We start from the raw sequence: 17480 nt of genomic DNA on the forward strand, positions 1-17480 counted from the left end.
TTTTGCATAGATATAGATGTTGCTTATTTTGCAACAACTCGAATTGAAGAAGTTTTGAACTGTTGCATATTTTACAACAGTTCAAATAAATAAAATAATTTTAAAACTAATTTTTCGGGAAAGTTCAACTGCTTGGAAATCTGATTTGGAAGACTAATATTGAAACTTTGCGAAGTGCGCCCCGACTTGAACGAAGCTCTTTTTCTTTTTGTTGCATTGGACTAAGCTCGGGCAACAAAAAGAAAAAAGCGGGAGTGGAAGGCGGAAAAAGGCGCCCAAAAAATTTAAGAAAATGATAAAGAACGACCTATACCTGAAGGCCTTGCGAGGCGAAACCGTGGAAAGACCGCCTGTGTGGATGATGAGACAAGCCGGAAGATACCTGCCGGAATTCATTGCGTTGCGCGACAAATACGACTTTTTCACCAGATGCCAGACGCCGGAATTGGCTTCGGAAATTACGGTTCAGCCGATTAGAAGATTTCCTTTGGATGCGGCGATTTTGTTCTCCGATATCTTGGTGGTTCCGCAAGCGATGGGCATTGATTTCAAAATGAAAGAATCTGTTGGACCATGGTTGGATGAACCCATCAGAACGGCTCAACAAGTTGACGATGTGGTAGTTCCGGACGTGAATGAAACATTAGGTTACGTTTTCGACGCGATAGAAATGACTTTGGAAAAGCTAGACAATGAGATTCCGTTGATTGGATTTGCTGGTTCTCCTTGGACGATTTTCTGTTATTGTATCGAGGGAAGAGGTTCTAAGGACTTCAATATTGCGAAGTCATTTTGTTTCTTGCAAACGGAAGCGGCGCATAAATTATTGCAAAAAATCACGGATACGACCATCGCTTATTTGAAACGAAAAGTGGAGAAAGGCGTTTCTGCCGTTCAGGTTTTTGACAGTTGGGGCGGAATGCTTTCACCAGCTGACTATCAGGAGTTTTCCTGGCAATACATCAATCAGATTGTTGAAGCTCTGGCGCCGTTGACACACGTTGTGGTTTTTGGGAAAGGCTGTTGGTTTGCGTTGGAAGATATGACGAAATCTAAAGCTTCTGCTTTGGGTGTGGATTGGACCATTACGCCGGAACTGGCAAGAAAATTCACGAATAATTCTGTGACGCTTCAAGGGAATTTTGACCCATCAAGACTGCATTCGACGCCGGCGACGATTAGGAAAATGGTTCACGAGATGATTGACCGATTTGGAAAAGATAAATACATTGTGAATCTCGGACACGGGATTCTACCAAATATTCCGGTTGAAAATGCGGAAGCTTTTATACGAGCTGTTGTAGATTGGAAAGCATAAAACAAAACCAGAGCAAGTCGCTCTGGTTTTTTTATTCTAATTGTCCCGGAACCGGTTTTGGCTGGGAAGGTCTGGCAGCCTCATTATTTAAGCCATCTTTTTGAGGAATTGTTTGTCTTTGCAATTTTTCGTCTGCTCTCTTTTGTCTTTCTTCAATATTCGCTGTGTCTACCATTTTTGGTTTGTTGTTTTGCTGAACAGAAGTTTTCGATTTCATTTCCTTCCGGACAGTTGATTTTTTATATACCTTTTTTGAACTATCTTTTGTTGTCTGAGCAGTCATAAATATGGTACCAAATAACAAAAAAGCTGTTGTTGTGATTAATTTTTTCATAATAATTTATTTTAATGATTTTATTATCTAAAGCCAAATATTAAACCAATTTTTAAAACAGCTTATTTTTTATGCTCAATTATCCGGAAACCATCCTTTAACTAATACCATAAAAAAACCAGAGTAAGTAGCTCTGGTTTTTATTTAAATTATCTTGTCGGTTTTGCCGGATCGACTGGACTTACAGGTTGTACCTGCGGTGTCGCCGTAGAATTGTTTGGCATTGTCGTATTTGGAGTTTGAAAAGTGCCATTATTTTGTATAGTCCCGTTGTTTGGCAACGTTTGATTTTGCTGCATTCTGTTTGGGTTATTCTGCATTTTTGATTTATTATTGATTGTTGCAGTATCAACAGTTCTGTTCATCCCGTTTGGCTGGACAGGCGTATTCAATTTCATTTCTGTGCTGTTGGCAGGTTTCTCCGGCATTGTTGTCGTGTTATCTTTTTTCTTAGTTGTCTGTGCAGAGATAAACATGGTTCCTAACATAAGAAAAGCGGCTGTTGTGATTAACTTTTTCATAATACTTTATTTTTAATGATTTGATAATCAATGCCAAATATCAAACCAACTTATGTTAAAGTTATGAAATGCTAAGATTTTTAATAAAACTTTAAGACCTTACTTTTCCAAGACTTTTCTTAGTTTTTCTAAAAAGACATAGGTTGCAGGACAGATCAAAGTGTTTTGAACCGTTAAATTATTGATCTGATATATTTTCTTTCTGTCTGTATGAGGATATTCGCGACAGGCTTTTGGGCGAACCTCATAGATAGAACAAGTATTATCATCATTCAGGAAAAAGCAAGGTAGATTTTGTAAAACTTTGTCCTGATCTTCATCTACTCTTAGAAATTTCCCCTCGAAATCTGCGGGTTTCATTCGCAAATGTTTGGAAATCCTTTCGATATCTTTTTCTGTATAAAGCGGACCTGTCGTTTTGCAGCAATTGGCACAGCTCAGGCAATTAATCTCTTGAAAAGTTTCTTCGTGAGTTTCCAAAGTCAGATAATCAAGATTTTTTGGCGGTTTCTTCTTGAGTCCGTCCAGAAATTTTCTGTGGTCCTTTTGTTTTAGCTGGGCTTGTTTTTTATAAAATTCGAGGTCCATAATTAAGAAATTTCCGGCAACGGAGCGGGCAGATTTGTGTTGATTTTATCAAGATTCAGGATTGTGAATTGATTGGTTTCATCCGGTCCGTACATTTTTTCGAATTTTGCGCCATATATAATTTCGTCCGATGTGTAACTCGTTCTTTGCACCACATCACTGGAAAAAATACTGTCAAATGCTTTTACATGAACAATGATTTCGATGTCAATATTTTTGAGATCATCTGGTGTCAATCCATAAAAAGGAGATTCCTCATCTATATAATGAACGATGGTCCAGTTCAGAATCAATGATGTGATTTTTGTAACTTCTAACTTCAAAGTATAAAATGAGCTTTTCGTTTCGCCGTTTTCTGTAATTTCAAAAGAAGCTAAAACTGTAATGCTTGCGTCTGTAAGCGATGTATTTTTGAATGGCGCCATCCGGAACATCAGCCCGGATTTATCTTTGTAAGGCGAGATCAGCGCAACATCACTGAATTTCAAAAAAGCGCGCGGACGTGAGAATCTTCCGTAAAACAGACCTGTTGCAATCGCAAACGCCAATAATCCTAAAAATGCTTCGAAAGTTGCCACCAAACTTGCCAGAAAGCCAACAGGCGCAATCCGGCCATAACCAACAGTCGTAAATGTCTGTGAACTGAAAAAGAACACATCTGTAAACTCATTTGAAAAATTGCTTTTATCGATCCCGGTAAGATGCTCTATTCCTATTGAGTAATAAATCAAAGCGAAAATAAAATTCACAATAATATAACTCCCAACCAAAAGTCCTATGAACTGCCATCTTTTGAGATCCAGCATCGTGTGATACCAGCTGAAACGATTCAGGATATTGACTCCTCTTTTTTTGATATTTGGATAGCCGTTTTTATTGATGAATCTACCGGAAAAATTATCTCCAAAACCTGTATCTTTAATTGGCTTTAATCTGGAAAAACTGAATTTTGACATAATTGCAAAATTAGCTGTTTTCTCAAGAAAATACTAAATAATATAATCCACACCAAAGTGCAGAAAAAAAGGCAGCAAATAAAAATGATGCTTTCAAATCCTGTCTGTTTTTCTTAACAAATTGTTTGTAAAGTGTAACCGAAATAAAACCAATAAGCACTAAAGCCGGTAAAACTGTGAATGTGAACATAATCCTATTTTTCCCAAATGTACAAAAAACTGATAATAATCTTATTTTCAACTTGATACAAAACCCATAACTTTGTCATATGAAAGATATTACAAGGCGAGAAGATGTAGAATTATTGGTCAAAAATTTTATGATAAAGTAATAAAAGACGATTTGATTGGATTTTTCTTTACAGATGTTGCGAAAATTGATCTCAGCAGACATCTTCCGAAAATGTATAATTTCTGGGAAAGTATTCTCTTGGGAAATCCCGTTTACGAAGGTTCTCCGATGGCGAAACATTTCCCGATAAATGAGATTGCTGCGCTGGAAGAAAAACATTTTAACCGCTGGCTGCAGATCTGGGAAGAAACCGTTCACGCAAATTTCGAAGGCGAAAATACCGAAACAGCGATTGCCCGAGCTCTTAACATTGCCAGAATTATGCATCACAAAATGGTGAATGCAAGATCTTAATTTATTTTCTGAATAAAATCAACCATTAGTTTTCAACCGTAAAATTTTTCACATTTCCAGTTCTCTTCAGAAAACCCCAGGCTTCCATTTCGCCTTTGGATGCGTGTTTAAAACTTCGGAACAAAACAATATACATCAACCACCGGTAGCCGAATCTCTGAGGAATAATATAAAACAAATCTGTCCATTTTTCTTTTTGCAATAAGAAAGCTATCAATGCTAAAGAAGCATCGACCAAAAGAAACATCAGATAATAAATAAAAATCTTATGCCCATTTCCAGACAAAATCCCAAAAAACATAACTAAATCGGCTATCGGAGAAAACAAAGGAATGATATATTGAAAGAGCAAAATATTCGGCATTGCCCAGAGTCCGAGTCCTTTGAATTTTGGATTCAGAAATGTTTCGCGCTGTTTCCAGAACATCTGCATGATTCCGTACGTCCAGCGGAAACGCTGTTTCAGAAACTGAGTTACAGATTCCGGAGCTTCGGTTATCGCAATTGCACGATTCTCATTCGCAATATTATATCCTTTCTTTAGAATCTTAACTGTCAGATCACAATCTTCTGCCAAAGTATCGGAAGAATAACCGCCAATCTCATCTATCACAGATCTTCTGAATGCTCCAATAGCTCCCGGAATAACCGTAATTGCATTGATATTTGCATAAGCCAAACGATCAAAATTCTGACTGGTTGTATATTCTATAGACTGCCATCTGGTGAGCCAATTCACTCTGTTTCCCACTTTCACATTTCCGGCCACAGCAGCGATATTTTCTTCATTTTTAGCATTTAAAAATCTGGCAATCAGATATTTTACCGCATCTTTTTCCAGCTTGGTATCAGCATCTATACAAACTACATATTCTGCATCGGTTTGAGAAATGCCGAAATTGAGAGCCGTTGATTTTCCGCCGTTGGTCTTTGTAAGAATTTTTAAAGTATCTACATCTGAAAATGAAGTCCTAACTTTTTCCAAAGTAGAATCTTTGCTGCCATCATCGACAAAAACTAAATCATAATTGGGATAAGTCTGACATAATAAATTTTTAATAGAAGATATAATGTTTACTTCTTCATTATAAGCAGGAACGATGATCGAAACTTTCGGATAACTTTCTAAATTTGGAAAACCACTCAGCTTTTTTTCTTTTTTATACTCGCATATCGCCCAATACAGCATTATAACCAACCGGATAATTCCTAATACTATAAAGATTATAAATAACGCAACCAAAAAATGACTGATTCCATAGATTACTGTTGCAAGCATCAAATTGAGCTGCATAATATAATAGGATTTGGTTTTGGGAACAGCGGGCATCAATTCTTCTCTTTTTTTGTGAAGAATGCTTGTAATGTTTGTAAAATGATAGTCTTTCTTTTGGAGCATCGGGATCAGGATATTCAAAGCTTTTACCGTTTCTGCTCTTGTTTCTCCGCCCGCATCGTGCAGCAGGATGATATTTCCTCTTTCTTTTTTAATACCGTCTAATACCCTTGCCACGATCTGATCGGCTTTTACGCCGGGCTGCCAGTCTTCCGGGTCAATATTCTCTCCAATGTCCAGATAGTTTTGCTGGCCTGCCAACGCTACCGGAATAATCTCCTCGGGAGTTGTAGGTTCAGAATCAGCATTGTATGGAGCACGGAATAAGATCGTACTGTGTCCAGTGACACATTCTATTAACAGACGGGTCAGCTTCAACTCGAGCAAAGCTCTTTCAGGAGTTACTTTAGCAATATTCTCGTGTGTGAAAGTATGATTTCCTATTTCGTGTCCTTCCCGGTAAATACGTTTTACCAAAGGCAGATTTTTCTCCGCATTGATTCCCACCAAAAAGAAAGCTGCAGGAACGTGATATTTTGACAAGACATCCAGTATTTGTGGCGTATAAGTTTCATCCGGACCGTCATCAAAAGTTAAAACCAATTCTTTTTGCGGAGCAGCTCCATATTTTCTTACCTCATAAGAACTTGGATAAGAAAGATAGTTTTCATCGGTAATTATTTTTTCATCCGGGTCTATCTCCAAGGCGATTTGTCCGTCGTGTGGTGTATTCAGAACTTCCAGAACTTCTCCGTCTCCAATATAATCAACCATCGTCTGCCCTTTGACATTTTCCAGATTTTTCATATTGAATCTTGCTAAACCATTTGCAGTCAAGTCTTGATTATAAAAATTCCAGATACGGCTGTCCTCACTTCCCAGACGCCACAGAGCCGTTCCCGCCAAAGGATATTCGGAAGAAAACCGCATCGTATTAAAAATTGAAGCGGCATCATTAAAGAAAACAGTATGCGTGTTATTATTGTTGTCGTTGTAAGAATAATTAAGATTAAATGTATTATCATCGAAATTGATCACCGCTTTGCTTGCACTGGCTTTTGTAATCGCCTGCATATAAGTTACGGATGTGTTTTGATCCACATTGCTGCTCCAGTCGTAGCCGTAAGCTCCCAAGCCTAAAATAATCTTTTGCGGGCTGGTTTTTTCAATCATCTTATCCGTTTGCTGTTCTATCCATTTTTGGGAAGAAATAGGTCCGGAATCGCTGTCTGCTGAGTACTCATCGTAGGCCATCAGCACAAAGTAATCTACATACGGGTTTAGTTTTTCAATGTTGTAATCGTCATTATCCGTCATTACATCCATTGAAACAAGAAGCTTGTTTTTTTTGAAAACGCTGGAAAGATCCGACATAAAATCAATAAGAATCTGATCGCTGTCCAGGTTCAAATCTTCAAAGTCAATATTAATTCCTCTAAAATGATATTTCAAACACTGTGATGTCACTTTATTAATCAATACCATCCTTTTAACAGGATCACTCAAAACTTTACCAATGCCTTCTGAATGGAATTCCTGATTAGAATTGTTACTCAGGATCGGAAGCACAGCAATGCCGCTTTTTTTGATCACTTTGAAACCTTCCGGATCCACATTGGTCTTCAGGGCACCGGTTTTTGGGTCTATAAAAAACCATTCCGGAAATACCAGATTAATGTTTTTGATATTTCTCCGCAACGACATCAGCGACTGTGGATCCCAGGCAACATAGAATGCAGACCGGATACCTGCCGGAAAGTTGTCCCAGTTTTTATTTTGATTTTTCAGATGCTCTTCACGCGATTTTTTCACTTTTTCCTCAATCGTGTGCATTTTTTTTGCGTGAATAAAACTTCGGAAGCCCTTGTATTCTTTGGATATCTTATTCTCCTGAAGATACGGTTTGCTGGCCGTTATTACTGCTTTGTAGTCTTCGTGAAAAGGGAATTTTGGACTTTTGTCCATCTTCATCATCAGAATCAATGCACAGAAAAGCAGAAGAACGATGAAGATAATAACCCTACTGCTCCATTTTACATTTCTCCAGCGTTTTTTATTTTCAGTCTGAAATATTTGTCTTGATTTTTCCACTTGTGAGTTTGTATATAAATTTTCACAAAACCTTTTAAATGCATCAGAATGTTTTAATTTTTCTAAAAAAAGGTTTTCTCAGGAAAATTAAACAAACATATTTTCCCCAAAGCTATATTTACTTTTTGAAGGAATTTAAAATATTCCTTTGTGAAATTTAAATTTTTACCAATTTATAAAGAATATCCTAATTTTAAAATATCAGAAATACCGTTAATTCAACCAAATAGAATCTATCCAATCCGTCAACATATGGAAGAGAAGACCAACACCAATAATCCTCAGATTTCCCTTGAAAAATAACAGCAGTACATAAATTCCCATTGCCCAATAGGTGTGCAGCAAGTGAAAATTGATGCTGCTGCGGTCGGGAGAAAAAACTGGTGTGCTCAGCAAATGATCTGCATCTACCAACATTGTCGCAAGCATAATGAAATAAGCCTTTTTCCAGTCTTTCCGAAAGAAAGCGTAAGCAATGACCAACGGAAAGATCAAGTGTAAAAAGTAATGATTTACTGTTCTTAAAGATAATATTTCTAAAAAATCGATCTGCATTTTATTTCTGTTTTATCATCTTAAAATGATCGGTAAATCTCCTTTTTTGAATTTTAATTTTAAATAATAATTCTCAGATAAGTTTCCATAAAAGACATATTCTAAATTAGAAATTAATTTCTTTTCGGTTTTCGAAAGTGTCTTTAATGAATTGTTGAGGAATGAACTATTTCTAATGAATACAAAATTTCCTGCTCTGTTTTTTTCTAATCGAATGGGTTTCCTGGTAGAAGTTATTGAGATCTCATTGCCATTTTGGCTGATTGCATTTGGCTGAAACGGAATCAACGTAAATTGATTTTGAGCATTGATCCATTTTTTATTTTTGAAATAATCCCAAATTTTAATTGGTTCAGAACTTTGAAGATTTATAGCATAATTTGGCTGAACAATCTTCTGGTAACTTACTTTTTCTACCTCGTTGAAGTTGTCGTCATAACCATAACTAATGATTTTATCATTCACCAATTCTAATTCTGAAACCGCGAAAACAGATTTTATTTTAAGAGAATCATTCAGTTTTTTATTAAATAATCGTGAAACTTTCTGAATGTTTTTTGAATCCAGTTTCAATTTTAAAAACGAAACTTTCTTTTCTAAATCTGAAATAATTGATGAGAAACGATTTTGATCCGAAATATTTTTAATTTCGATATCGTCATCATTCAAATCAATGGAAAAATTCCAAATTTGAGAGCCCGAAAGATGAGAAAGACTGCCGATTGAATTATTAATAAGTTGGTCTGCATTAAGTTTTTTGTAATCTTCAGAATTTAAAAATTTGCTTATCGAGTTTTCAAAATCTTTATTTGAAAAACCGACAATACATTTTGAACCAGCAATTTTTATTGAGAATTGATCTTTTGAATAGATGTTATTTTTTGTAAGTTTAAATCCTTTTGCTTTCAAATATTTCTGGAAATCATCTTTATCCGAAATTTCAAAAATGCTATACCATTCGGAGAAATCGGTCTCTTTTAAATGAAAGATCTGAATAAAATCAGGGACTTTAATCCCATTATTTTTAAAGGTCAATTTTGAATCTCCAAACCACAATGACGGATGTTTTACCAAACTGAAAACATATTGCTGTGATGTTTTTTTCACATCAATCATAACCACAAAATCTGCATTTTCCGGAATGAATTTCAGGGTTTTATCTTTATGAAACCACATAAAATAGCCGACAATTGCCAACAGAATAAGCAGAATAAAGATTAATTTCCTTTTCATTTATAAAGCGGTCGGCGTTTCTGGCTCTGTTTTTTTTATCAGATCATTACAAAAATCGAAGAAGTACATCAGGCTGTTTTCGGAAGAGTTTGGCGTTGTGTAGTTAAATTCTGTTTCGATACTTTCGCCTTTCACATCGGTTTTAAAATAAACATCGCCCACATTTTTTCTGAACAGATCGAATCCTTTTTTCTCAGACATCGTTTTGAATTCTTTCTCCAACCCATTCATCAATCTCTGCATATTGATACTTCCTGACGCCGGATGTTTTACCGCATCTTTTGCCCATTTTTCGGAAACCGAAGATTGCTTTTTAATCACCAGACTTTCCAAAGACGTACTCAGATAAACAATGCCGTCTTTCACTGTGAAATAGATTTGATCGATATAATTGCTGTTTTTAGGATCTTTTTTCAGATAATAAATGTCGCCGTTTTTAGAGAATTTTTCCGACAGCTCTTTGTTGGTCGTCAGGACATCAAACACGCGTTTCCAATAATTGTCGTTCTCCGTTGCAAAAGCGAACGTAAAATCCGGGATCACAACATCTTTCGTTTTTTTGATTTCCTTGCTGTTGTAATTTTCATCATATTCATAATCTGTATAATCTACTTTTTTGGTATTCAGCGCATTCAGAACAAAAACTCCATTTCCGGGTGCAATTTTGGAAATCGCTTCTTCGTCCAGAACAATTTTCACAGTTTCCATAATTAGCGCCAGTTCTTTTTGATATTTTCCGTTTCCGTTGTTACTTTCGAACAAGTTGTACATCAAATCAAAATACTTGTATCCATCTACGTTGATGGCATAGTATCCCACACTTTTATCAGAAATTAATGACATCAGTTTTTTATTCTTTTTCCCTTGATAAATTGCCGAAAAACGTTTTTGAGTTTCAGCATTTCTATGCTGGTAATTATTGACAAGCCTTACTTTATTCTTGTCAAAATATAAGTTGTAGTAGGAATTTGAATTGTAGAGATTATCCAGAAGATCGCCAAAACTGTAAAGATCCATCACACTTCTATAAGTCCCGTTTTTGAAAATCTCGCCATAGTTTGAATAGATAAAGACATCAGAATTAGGATCCTGAAACCTGGTCATTTCTTTCGGAACTTCGATTTCCATATTGGAATCAAAATATTTATCAAACTCTTTTTCTGCAAAAGTCTGTATTATTTTAAAATCCGCTGCCTGGATAGAATCTATCTCCTTTTGATAAGCCAGATCTTCCTTTTCCTCATCATATTGCTCGGTTGGTTTTGCAGAGGCTACTTCCTCAGCTTCAGCACTTTCTGCCGGGTTTTTTTCTTCCGGATATTTGTGATGTTTTTCAAGGTATTTGATATCTTTTTGCATCCGGACAATCTCGTCATTATGTTCTTTGATGTCCTGTTTTTGGTATTTTATCTCGTCTTTCAGATATTTTATTTCATCTCTGTAATTGAACGGTTTTTTTTCTTCATAATAGGTAGAATCCGTTGCTGCTACAGCACTATCCACTATTGCTGCTGCAGAATCTACAACAACAACTGTGCTGTCAGCTGGATTTTCATCCCAATTCATTTTAGGTAATTTTTCTGTGTAGCTTATTCCGGTTATTATGGCTCGTTTATCGTTCCAGGCTACAAAAGTGTCACTGTTCAGATGAGCAAAAGAATAGTTGTTTTTCTTAGTAATTTCCAAATCCTTTTTTGCTGAAACCTTGATGAATTCCAGAAACTTAACCGCATCTTCCAAAATCAAATGTGCCGTGTAAGCCTTAACAGAATCATTGAAACTGATGTAATGATATTGCTTCGCATCTTTCTGGATTCCCGTTTCAGAGAAATCTTTCCAAGTTGGTTTGACAATATTATTTTTATTTAAATTCTGCAAAATCGGATTCAGTTGTTGCCAGTTGGTTTTTGCATTCAGTTGTTTTCCATTTACTTCCATATAGAAAATGGCATTGGACGGAACTTGTATTTTATTTTGTGAATAGGCAAAAATTAAATAGAAAATTGAGAAAAATAAAAGGTGTTTTTTGAGTAAAATTGATTTCATAGTTTATGTTTTTTTATTGAAGCGAAATGGTATTTTGGATCTGTTTTTTCTGAAGAATAAAATCTAAAATATTGCCATCCAATTTGAGTGACTTTTTGTTTGGCGACATTGCATAAGAAGAATTTGTCTGAGATTTTATAAGATTTTCGAATTGTAAAATTGAAGTATAAGTCGCATTACTGAAGACCTCTTTATCCGCCTTGCTCAGCTTGTCATAATCGTTTTTGTAGCTTCCGATTTTGTTTCTGACAAAGGTTTTCTGTGCTGTATTATTTTTATACATCTGAGTAGGAAATGATTTTCCAATGATGTTTTTCGCTTTCAGCTGTTCCAAACCAGCGTTAATATTTTCAATTTTTTTGAAGTTACAGCTCAGTTTTATAATAAAATTATCAAAGTCCAGACTGGTTTTCACATTGCTGATTCCGGGAACATTTTTGAAAATATCAGAAGCATGATTGAGCTTATTTTCGATTTCCTGTTTTGTGGGAACTTTTTTACCGTTCACAGTTTCCATTTTCGAGATGGATTGGAGACGGGTTTTACTTTTGCTGGCATTCAGGATTACGGCATATTCTCCGCTTCCGTCGGCTTTCAAACTTATTTTGTCAATAATATCGAAACAACTTGTGAGGCTGATAAAAATGCAGAAAAGAAAAAAATATTTAATAATGATCTTCACAGAATTAGGGTTTGGTTTTTAACAAAGATAATTGTTTCGATTAAGCTTAATGATTTATTCTTGTATCCGGTTTTTTAAATCCATTTCTGCGCCAAGAATTCTGATAACTTCAATTTCATTAAGATTTAATATTCTGAAAAAAATAAGATGTCGATTGGCTATAAAACCTGATATTTCGGGATCAATTTCCGGATAAGCTTTTCCGATTTTCGGGCTATCTGCGAGCATTTGACAAAAATCAATAATTTCCAGGTAATACTTATCTGCCTGGGATTCCGACCAAAAATTAAAAGTATATTCATAAATATTTTCCAGATCCTCAACTGCTTTGTTGCTAAGGAAATATTTACCCATTCTTATTCATTTTGGCTTTCAAAGAAGCAAGGTGGTTTTCAGGGTCAAAATCTTTTGCAATTCCACTTTCTTCACCTTCCTGAATGGCATTTTTCAAAATCTGGATTTTGCTTTCTTCTTCTTCTAACAATCTCAATCCCGCTCTGATAACTTCGCTGGCATTTTTATATCTGCCTTGTGTGATCTTATTGTCAACAAAATTCTCAAAATAGTTCCCTAAAGAAACAGAAGTATTGCGTCCCATTTTTGTATGATTTTAAATTTAAACAAATCAAAATTACCAAAAATTGGTAACTTATCAAATTCTTCCTTTCAAATAATCCTGACGCAAATCTTCATCCAATTTTTCTATAGCATATCGAAGACAAGTTCTCGGCATTTCTTTGTAATGAATATTAAGAAAATTCAATAATTCGGTTTCATTTTTATTTCCCATTTCGCGAAGAAGCCAGCCGTTTGCTTTGTGCATCAAGTCGTGTGGATGATGTAGATTTTTCCTGGCAAATTCTCTAGTGAGTTCAAAACTTCCTTTTTTAATATGATACATTGTCCCGACAATCGCCATCCGTTTGTGCCACATATTTTCGGAATCCGACAAATCAGTTAAAAGCTTTGTTTCTTGATTTTCAAAACAATACCGACCTAATATCTTGTAACACGATGTATCTACCAAATCCCAATTATTGATAAACTGAAGATGATTCAGATAAAAATCGATGATTTCTTTTTGCTGAGCTTTTTCTTTGGATCTTTCAAATTTCAGAATCAACATCAGTAATGCCGTCAAGCGATGTTCGTGTATTTTGGAGGACAATAATTCGTTTAATTCCTTGAGAGAAATTTTATTGTAAAATTCTTTCGCAACCTTTCTCTGATCCGGAACTGTAACGCCGATAAAAATATCGCCTTCACCATATTCTCCTTTTCCGGTCTTGAAAAATTTAGGAAAGAATGCTGCTTTTTCCGGGATCGAAAGAACCTGAAGCGCTTGTCTGATATCAAGGACAATCGTTGATTTCATCTTAATTATTCGATGTTTCCAATACTTTCTCTTCTGTTGCAATCTTTTTAGGATTAGCAACTTTCCCGATTGTAAGGCCTTGAACAACAATTGAAAACACAACCACACAATAAGTGATGCTGATGATGATTTTATTATATTCGTTTTGAGGAATGGATAAGGCCAACGCAATGGAAACGCCGCCGCGGATTCCGCCCCAAACCAGAACTTTCACGGTCTGCGGACTGAATCTGTATTTAAAAGCCATAAATTTTGTCGGAACGAAAATCGCAATCCAACGGGCAATCAATACAATTAAAATGCAGATTCCTCCTGCAACAAGATATTCATTTAAGTCTTTGATTAACAGCAGCTCAAAACCAATAAACAGAAACAGAACAGCATTCATTATTTCGTCGATGAGTTCCCAGAATTTGATCAGATAATCCTGCGTTTCGGATTTCATTTTGAAACTTTCACTGAAATTTCCCATAAACAATCCGGCCGCAACCATCGCCAAAGGTGCAGAAATGTGCATTTCGTGAGCAATCAGATAACCACCCATAACAACTGACAGAGTAATTAAAACTGAAATAATATAATCATCTACAACACGCATGGCACGAGACGCTGATAATCCAAGAAGAACACCCAAAAGCAATCCACCGCCAGCTTCGCGAAGCAGGAGTAATCCGATGCTTTCAACATTAAGGGCAACTTCTTTCCCAATTGCCAATTGTAAGACAACAGTGAAAACTACGACCGCCATACCGTCATTAAACAGAGACTCACCGGCTACTTTCGTTTCCAGAGATTTTGAAACATTCGCCTGCTTCAAAATACTGAGAACAGCCACCGGATCTGTAGGAGAAATGAGGGCTCCGAAGACAAGACAATAAATAAAAGGCAATTGAATACCAACCAATGGAAGAAGATAAAAAGTACCAAAACCGACCGCAAAAGTGGAAATGATAACGCCAACTGTAGAAAAAATCAAAACTGGTCCGAATTGTTCCCGAAGATCTTTGATATTAATGTGGATTCCGCCTGCGAAAAGAAGAAAATTAAGCATAGCCCCCATCAAAACTTCGGTGAAATCAAAACTATTAATCAATTCCGTAAGATGAGTTGTCGTCTTTGGTAAAAAATTGTCACCCGAAGCTACTAAAGTCACAGAAACGATGATTGCAATCACCATAATCCCAATTGCGCTGGGAAGTTTTAGAACTCTATGATTGATATAAGCAAAGACAGAAGCTAAAACAATAAGTACTGAAAATGAGTAATATAACTCCATTAATATTAGTTGTTGGTTGATAGTTGACTGTTAATGGATTTTCTAACACAACCGAATGAACATAATTCTATTTATTAGCAATTAGACTAATTTTCTTCCTCATCCTCGAAATATTCGAATAAGAGGTCGTTGTAAGGGAAACGGGAAATATGAATCCTGTGAACCTCATCGTAGATCATTTTCTTCATTTCGACAAAATTTTCCTTTGTCAAAGCAGAGATGAAAACGGTTGGATATTTGGATTTTCCCATCCATGTCTTTGTCCATTCTTCCAAAGAAATATTTTTATGGGAGCCGGGCGTCAAATCATCATCATCTTTTTTCTCATAGCTGAAATCATCTATTTTGTTGAAGACCATAATCATAGGCTTCTGATGCGCATCGATTTCCTGAAGAATTTCGTTCACAGAATTGATATGGTCTTCAAAACTCTCGTGCGAAATATCAACCACGTGGATCAACAAATCTGCTTCACGAACCTCATCCAAAGTTGATTTAAAACTCTCAACCAACTGAGTCGGTAATTTTCTGATGAATCCAACCGTATCTGTCAAAAGGAAAGGCAAATTCCCAATCACCACTTTTCTTACTGTTGTATCCAGTGTTGCAAACAATTTATTTTCAGCGAAAACATCAGATTTTGACAAGGCATTCATCAAGGTAGATTTTCCAACATTGGTATAGCCAACAAGCGCAACACGCACCATTTTTCCGCGGTTGTTCCGCTGCGTTCCCATTTGTTTGTCAATGACTTTCAGTTTGTCTTTCAACAAAGTGATTCGGTCACGGATGATTCTTCTGTCGGTTTCTATTTCCGTTTCCCCAGGTCCACGCATTCCGATTCCCCCTTTTTGTCTTTCGAGGTGGGTCCACATTCTTGTTAATCGGGGAAGAAGATATTGATATTGAGCCAATTCTACTTGCGTTCTAGCATAAGAAGTCTGCGCTCTTTGGGCAAAAATATCGAGAATCAAATTGGTTCTGTCCAGGATTTTGACTTCCATTTCGCGCTCCAAATTCTTTAATTGAGAAGGCGATAATTCATCATCGAAAATGACAGTCCCGATTCCGTTTTCCTTTGCATAATCACGGATTTCCTCCATTTTTCCTTTCCCGACAAAGGTTTTAGAATCCGGCTGAGTCAGTCTTTGGGTAAAACGTTTGGCAACTGTAGCGCCGGCTGTGAAAGCCAGAAACTCCAGTTCGTCCATATATTCTATCAGTTTATCTTCGCTTTGATTCTGGGTAATTAAACCTACCAAAACCGCTTTTTCGTACTGATGTTCTTTTTTTTCTAGCATTAAATTTTATAATTTCTGATTCTGACAAGATACTATTTTTCGACAAAAAAACCAAAGATGAACTTTGGTTTTTGATTTTATTTGTGCATTTTTTATCGCAAAGGCGCAGGATTATTAACTCTATAATTATAAAAAAGTCGAAAAGTTGACTTTCAAAACAATTATAGATTTGCGACTTGAAGCATAACGATTTTCAAAATTTTTGTGCCTTTGCGATAAAACAGTTAGCTCAAAAGCGTCGCCGTCAACGTTTTTTCGAAACTGAAAGCATTGCTGACAGGGCATTTTTCTTTGGCGTCGTGTGCGATTTTCTGGAAATCTTCTTCGGGGATTCCAGGCACTTTTGCATTAAGCGTCAATTCTGATAAAGTAATTTTCCCGTCCAGAAGTGTGATTTTGCAATCGGTATCAAGATTTTCCGGCGTGAAACCTGCTTCTGATAATAAAGCCGAAGTCATCATTGTAAAACACCCGGCGTGAGCCGCAGCTAATAATTCTTCCGGGTTTGTCCCGACACCTTCTTCAAATCTGCTTTTGAAAGAATACTGAGTGTCATTTAGAACTGTACTTTGTGTAGAGATTACACCGCTTCCTTCTTTTACTGTGCCTTTCCAGACAGCTTTTGCACTTCTTTTCATAATTTTCTATTTTGGATTTATATTAATACTTTATTTTTAACACAAAGGCGCAAATTATCTTTTTAAATTTTTAATGTTTTCAAGTCACAAATGAAATCATTCATCATTTATAATTCATCATTAATTTTCTCAATCCCAATCTGCAGCAACGAATTTCATTTTGCCACCGTTTGGATTTGTTAAAGTTAAGAAATGTCCTTCGATTTTGTACTGATTTAAGGTCGGTAAATCTTTTCCGAACAATTCTTCCAGCCTCATTCTTCCTTCACAGTACATCATTGTTGAACCAACGCCAGAAAATTTCGCTTTTCCTTTATTAAATTCTGCCGTAAAAAACATTCCGTTGCAACCCATTTTAGCAGTGTAACGACTGGGAGTTTCAGGATTTTTAGTTAAATCGATGTAAGATTCAAGGTTTGTTAATTCCTGTTTTGTAAAATCTTTGTATTCAACCAACATCCATTTTCGGTGAATATTCTCCATGGATACGGATGTGCTACTTGACGATTTGCAAGAAACTGTAAGAATTAATATTAATGATAAAATGCCGATTGATTGTAGAAATTTCATTCTTTTGACTTTGC

19 protein-coding genes are annotated in these 17480 nt (G+C 36.0%); 2 read left to right on the plus strand and 17 right to left on the minus strand.

Features of this window, described 5'->3' with window-relative positions; genetic code table 11:
• Window positions 1-292: 292 nt before the first annotated feature.
• Window positions 293-1318, plus strand: a complete 1026-nt coding sequence (hemE, locus tag ACFJGY_RS00490; RefSeq protein ID WP_379966684.1) for a uroporphyrinogen decarboxylase — start codon at window positions 293-295, stop codon at window positions 1316-1318.
• Window positions 1319-1349: 31 nt separating this feature from the next.
• Here hemE and ACFJGY_RS00495 read toward each other — a convergent pair whose 3' ends face one another.
• From ACFJGY_RS00495 to ACFJGY_RS00515, 5 genes are all read right to left on the minus strand, one after another.
• Window positions 1350-1652 carry a hypothetical protein gene (locus tag ACFJGY_RS00495; RefSeq protein ID WP_379966687.1) on the minus strand — a complete coding sequence of 101 codons (303 nt, stop codon included), beginning with the start codon at window positions 1650-1652 and terminating at the stop codon, window positions 1350-1352.
• Between the two features lie 149 nt (window positions 1653-1801).
• On the minus strand, window positions 1802-2173 hold the full coding sequence (locus ACFJGY_RS00500) for a hypothetical protein (RefSeq protein WP_379966690.1): 372 nt from the start codon (window positions 2171-2173) through the stop codon (window positions 1802-1804).
• Window positions 2174-2272: 99 nt separating this feature from the next.
• Window positions 2273-2761 (minus strand): YkgJ family cysteine cluster protein, encoded by a 489-nt coding sequence (locus ACFJGY_RS00505; protein WP_379966693.1) that lies wholly within the window; start codon window positions 2759-2761, stop codon window positions 2273-2275.
• A gap of 2 nt (window positions 2762-2763) precedes the next feature.
• A complete protein-coding gene (locus tag ACFJGY_RS00510; RefSeq protein WP_379966696.1) occupies window positions 2764-3717 on the minus strand; it encodes an ion channel in 954 nt (317 codons plus the stop codon).
• A 22-nt stretch (window positions 3718-3739) separates the two neighbouring features.
• Complete coding sequence (locus ACFJGY_RS00515) at window positions 3740-3907, minus strand: hypothetical protein (protein ID WP_379966699.1); 168 nt, start codon at window positions 3905-3907, stop codon at window positions 3740-3742.
• 72 nt (window positions 3908-3979) lie between these two features.
• Here ACFJGY_RS00515 and ACFJGY_RS00520 point away from each other — a divergent pair, with 72 nt between their 5' ends.
• Window positions 3980-4363, plus strand: coding sequence for a group III truncated hemoglobin (locus ACFJGY_RS00520; RefSeq protein ID WP_379966702.1), 384 nt, complete (start codon window positions 3980-3982; stop codon window positions 4361-4363).
• Between the two features lie 25 nt (window positions 4364-4388).
• Here the strand turns inward: ACFJGY_RS00520 and ACFJGY_RS00525 are convergent, their stop codons facing one another.
• From ACFJGY_RS00525 to ACFJGY_RS00580, 12 genes are all read right to left on the minus strand, one after another.
• Window positions 4389-7790, minus strand: coding sequence for a polysaccharide deacetylase family protein (locus tag ACFJGY_RS00525; RefSeq protein WP_379966705.1), 3402 nt, complete (start codon window positions 7788-7790; stop codon window positions 4389-4391).
• A gap of 213 nt (window positions 7791-8003) precedes the next feature.
• On the minus strand, window positions 8004-8345 hold the full coding sequence (locus ACFJGY_RS00530; RefSeq protein WP_379966708.1) for a DUF6122 family protein: 342 nt from the start codon (window positions 8343-8345) through the stop codon (window positions 8004-8006).
• Window positions 8346-8360: 15 nt separating this feature from the next.
• On the minus strand, window positions 8361-9578 hold the full coding sequence (locus ACFJGY_RS00535) for a hypothetical protein (protein ID WP_379966711.1): 1218 nt from the start codon (window positions 9576-9578) through the stop codon (window positions 8361-8363).
• Window positions 9579-11624, minus strand: a complete 2046-nt coding sequence (locus ACFJGY_RS00540) for a hypothetical protein (protein WP_379966714.1) — start codon at window positions 11622-11624, stop codon at window positions 9579-9581.
• A gap of 13 nt (window positions 11625-11637) precedes the next feature.
• Window positions 11638-12306: a hypothetical protein gene (locus tag ACFJGY_RS00545; RefSeq protein ID WP_379966717.1), complete on the minus strand. Its 669-nt coding sequence runs from the start codon at window positions 12304-12306 to the stop codon at window positions 11638-11640.
• 54 nt (window positions 12307-12360) lie between these two features.
• Complete coding sequence (locus ACFJGY_RS00550; protein WP_379966720.1) at window positions 12361-12660, minus strand: type II toxin-antitoxin system RelE/ParE family toxin; 300 nt, start codon at window positions 12658-12660, stop codon at window positions 12361-12363.
• Entirely contained in the window at window positions 12653-12904 is a 252-nt protein-coding gene (locus ACFJGY_RS00555) for a type II toxin-antitoxin system ParD family antitoxin (protein ID WP_379966723.1), read from the minus strand. The genes ACFJGY_RS00550 and ACFJGY_RS00555 overlap by 8 nt, the downstream gene beginning before the upstream one ends.
• 54 nt (window positions 12905-12958) lie before the next feature.
• A complete protein-coding gene (locus tag ACFJGY_RS00560; protein ID WP_379966726.1) occupies window positions 12959-13681 on the minus strand; it encodes a DNA alkylation repair protein in 723 nt (240 codons plus the stop codon).
• Between the two features lies 1 nt (window position 13682).
• The gene (locus ACFJGY_RS00565) at window positions 13683-14957 is read right to left on the minus strand and encodes a cation:proton antiporter (protein ID WP_379966729.1); all 1275 of its coding nucleotides are present in this window, start codon (window positions 14955-14957) and stop codon (window positions 13683-13685) included.
• An 86-nt stretch (window positions 14958-15043) separates the two neighbouring features.
• Window positions 15044-16258: a GTPase HflX gene (gene hflX, locus ACFJGY_RS00570; protein WP_379966732.1), complete on the minus strand. Its 1215-nt coding sequence runs from the start codon at window positions 16256-16258 to the stop codon at window positions 15044-15046.
• Window positions 16259-16482: 224 nt separating this feature from the next.
• A complete protein-coding gene (locus ACFJGY_RS00575; protein ID WP_379966735.1) occupies window positions 16483-16896 on the minus strand; it encodes an OsmC family protein in 414 nt (137 codons plus the stop codon).
• A gap of 129 nt (window positions 16897-17025) precedes the next feature.
• Window positions 17026-17466 carry an META domain-containing protein gene (locus tag ACFJGY_RS00580; RefSeq protein ID WP_379966738.1) on the minus strand — a complete coding sequence of 147 codons (441 nt, stop codon included), beginning with the start codon at window positions 17464-17466 and terminating at the stop codon, window positions 17026-17028.
• Between the last annotated feature and the right edge of the window lie 14 nt (window positions 17467-17480).

It is taken from the genome of Epilithonimonas sp. UC225_85, from assembly GCF_042695135.1.
Taxonomy (GTDB): domain Bacteria; phylum Bacteroidota; class Bacteroidia; order Flavobacteriales; family Weeksellaceae; genus Epilithonimonas.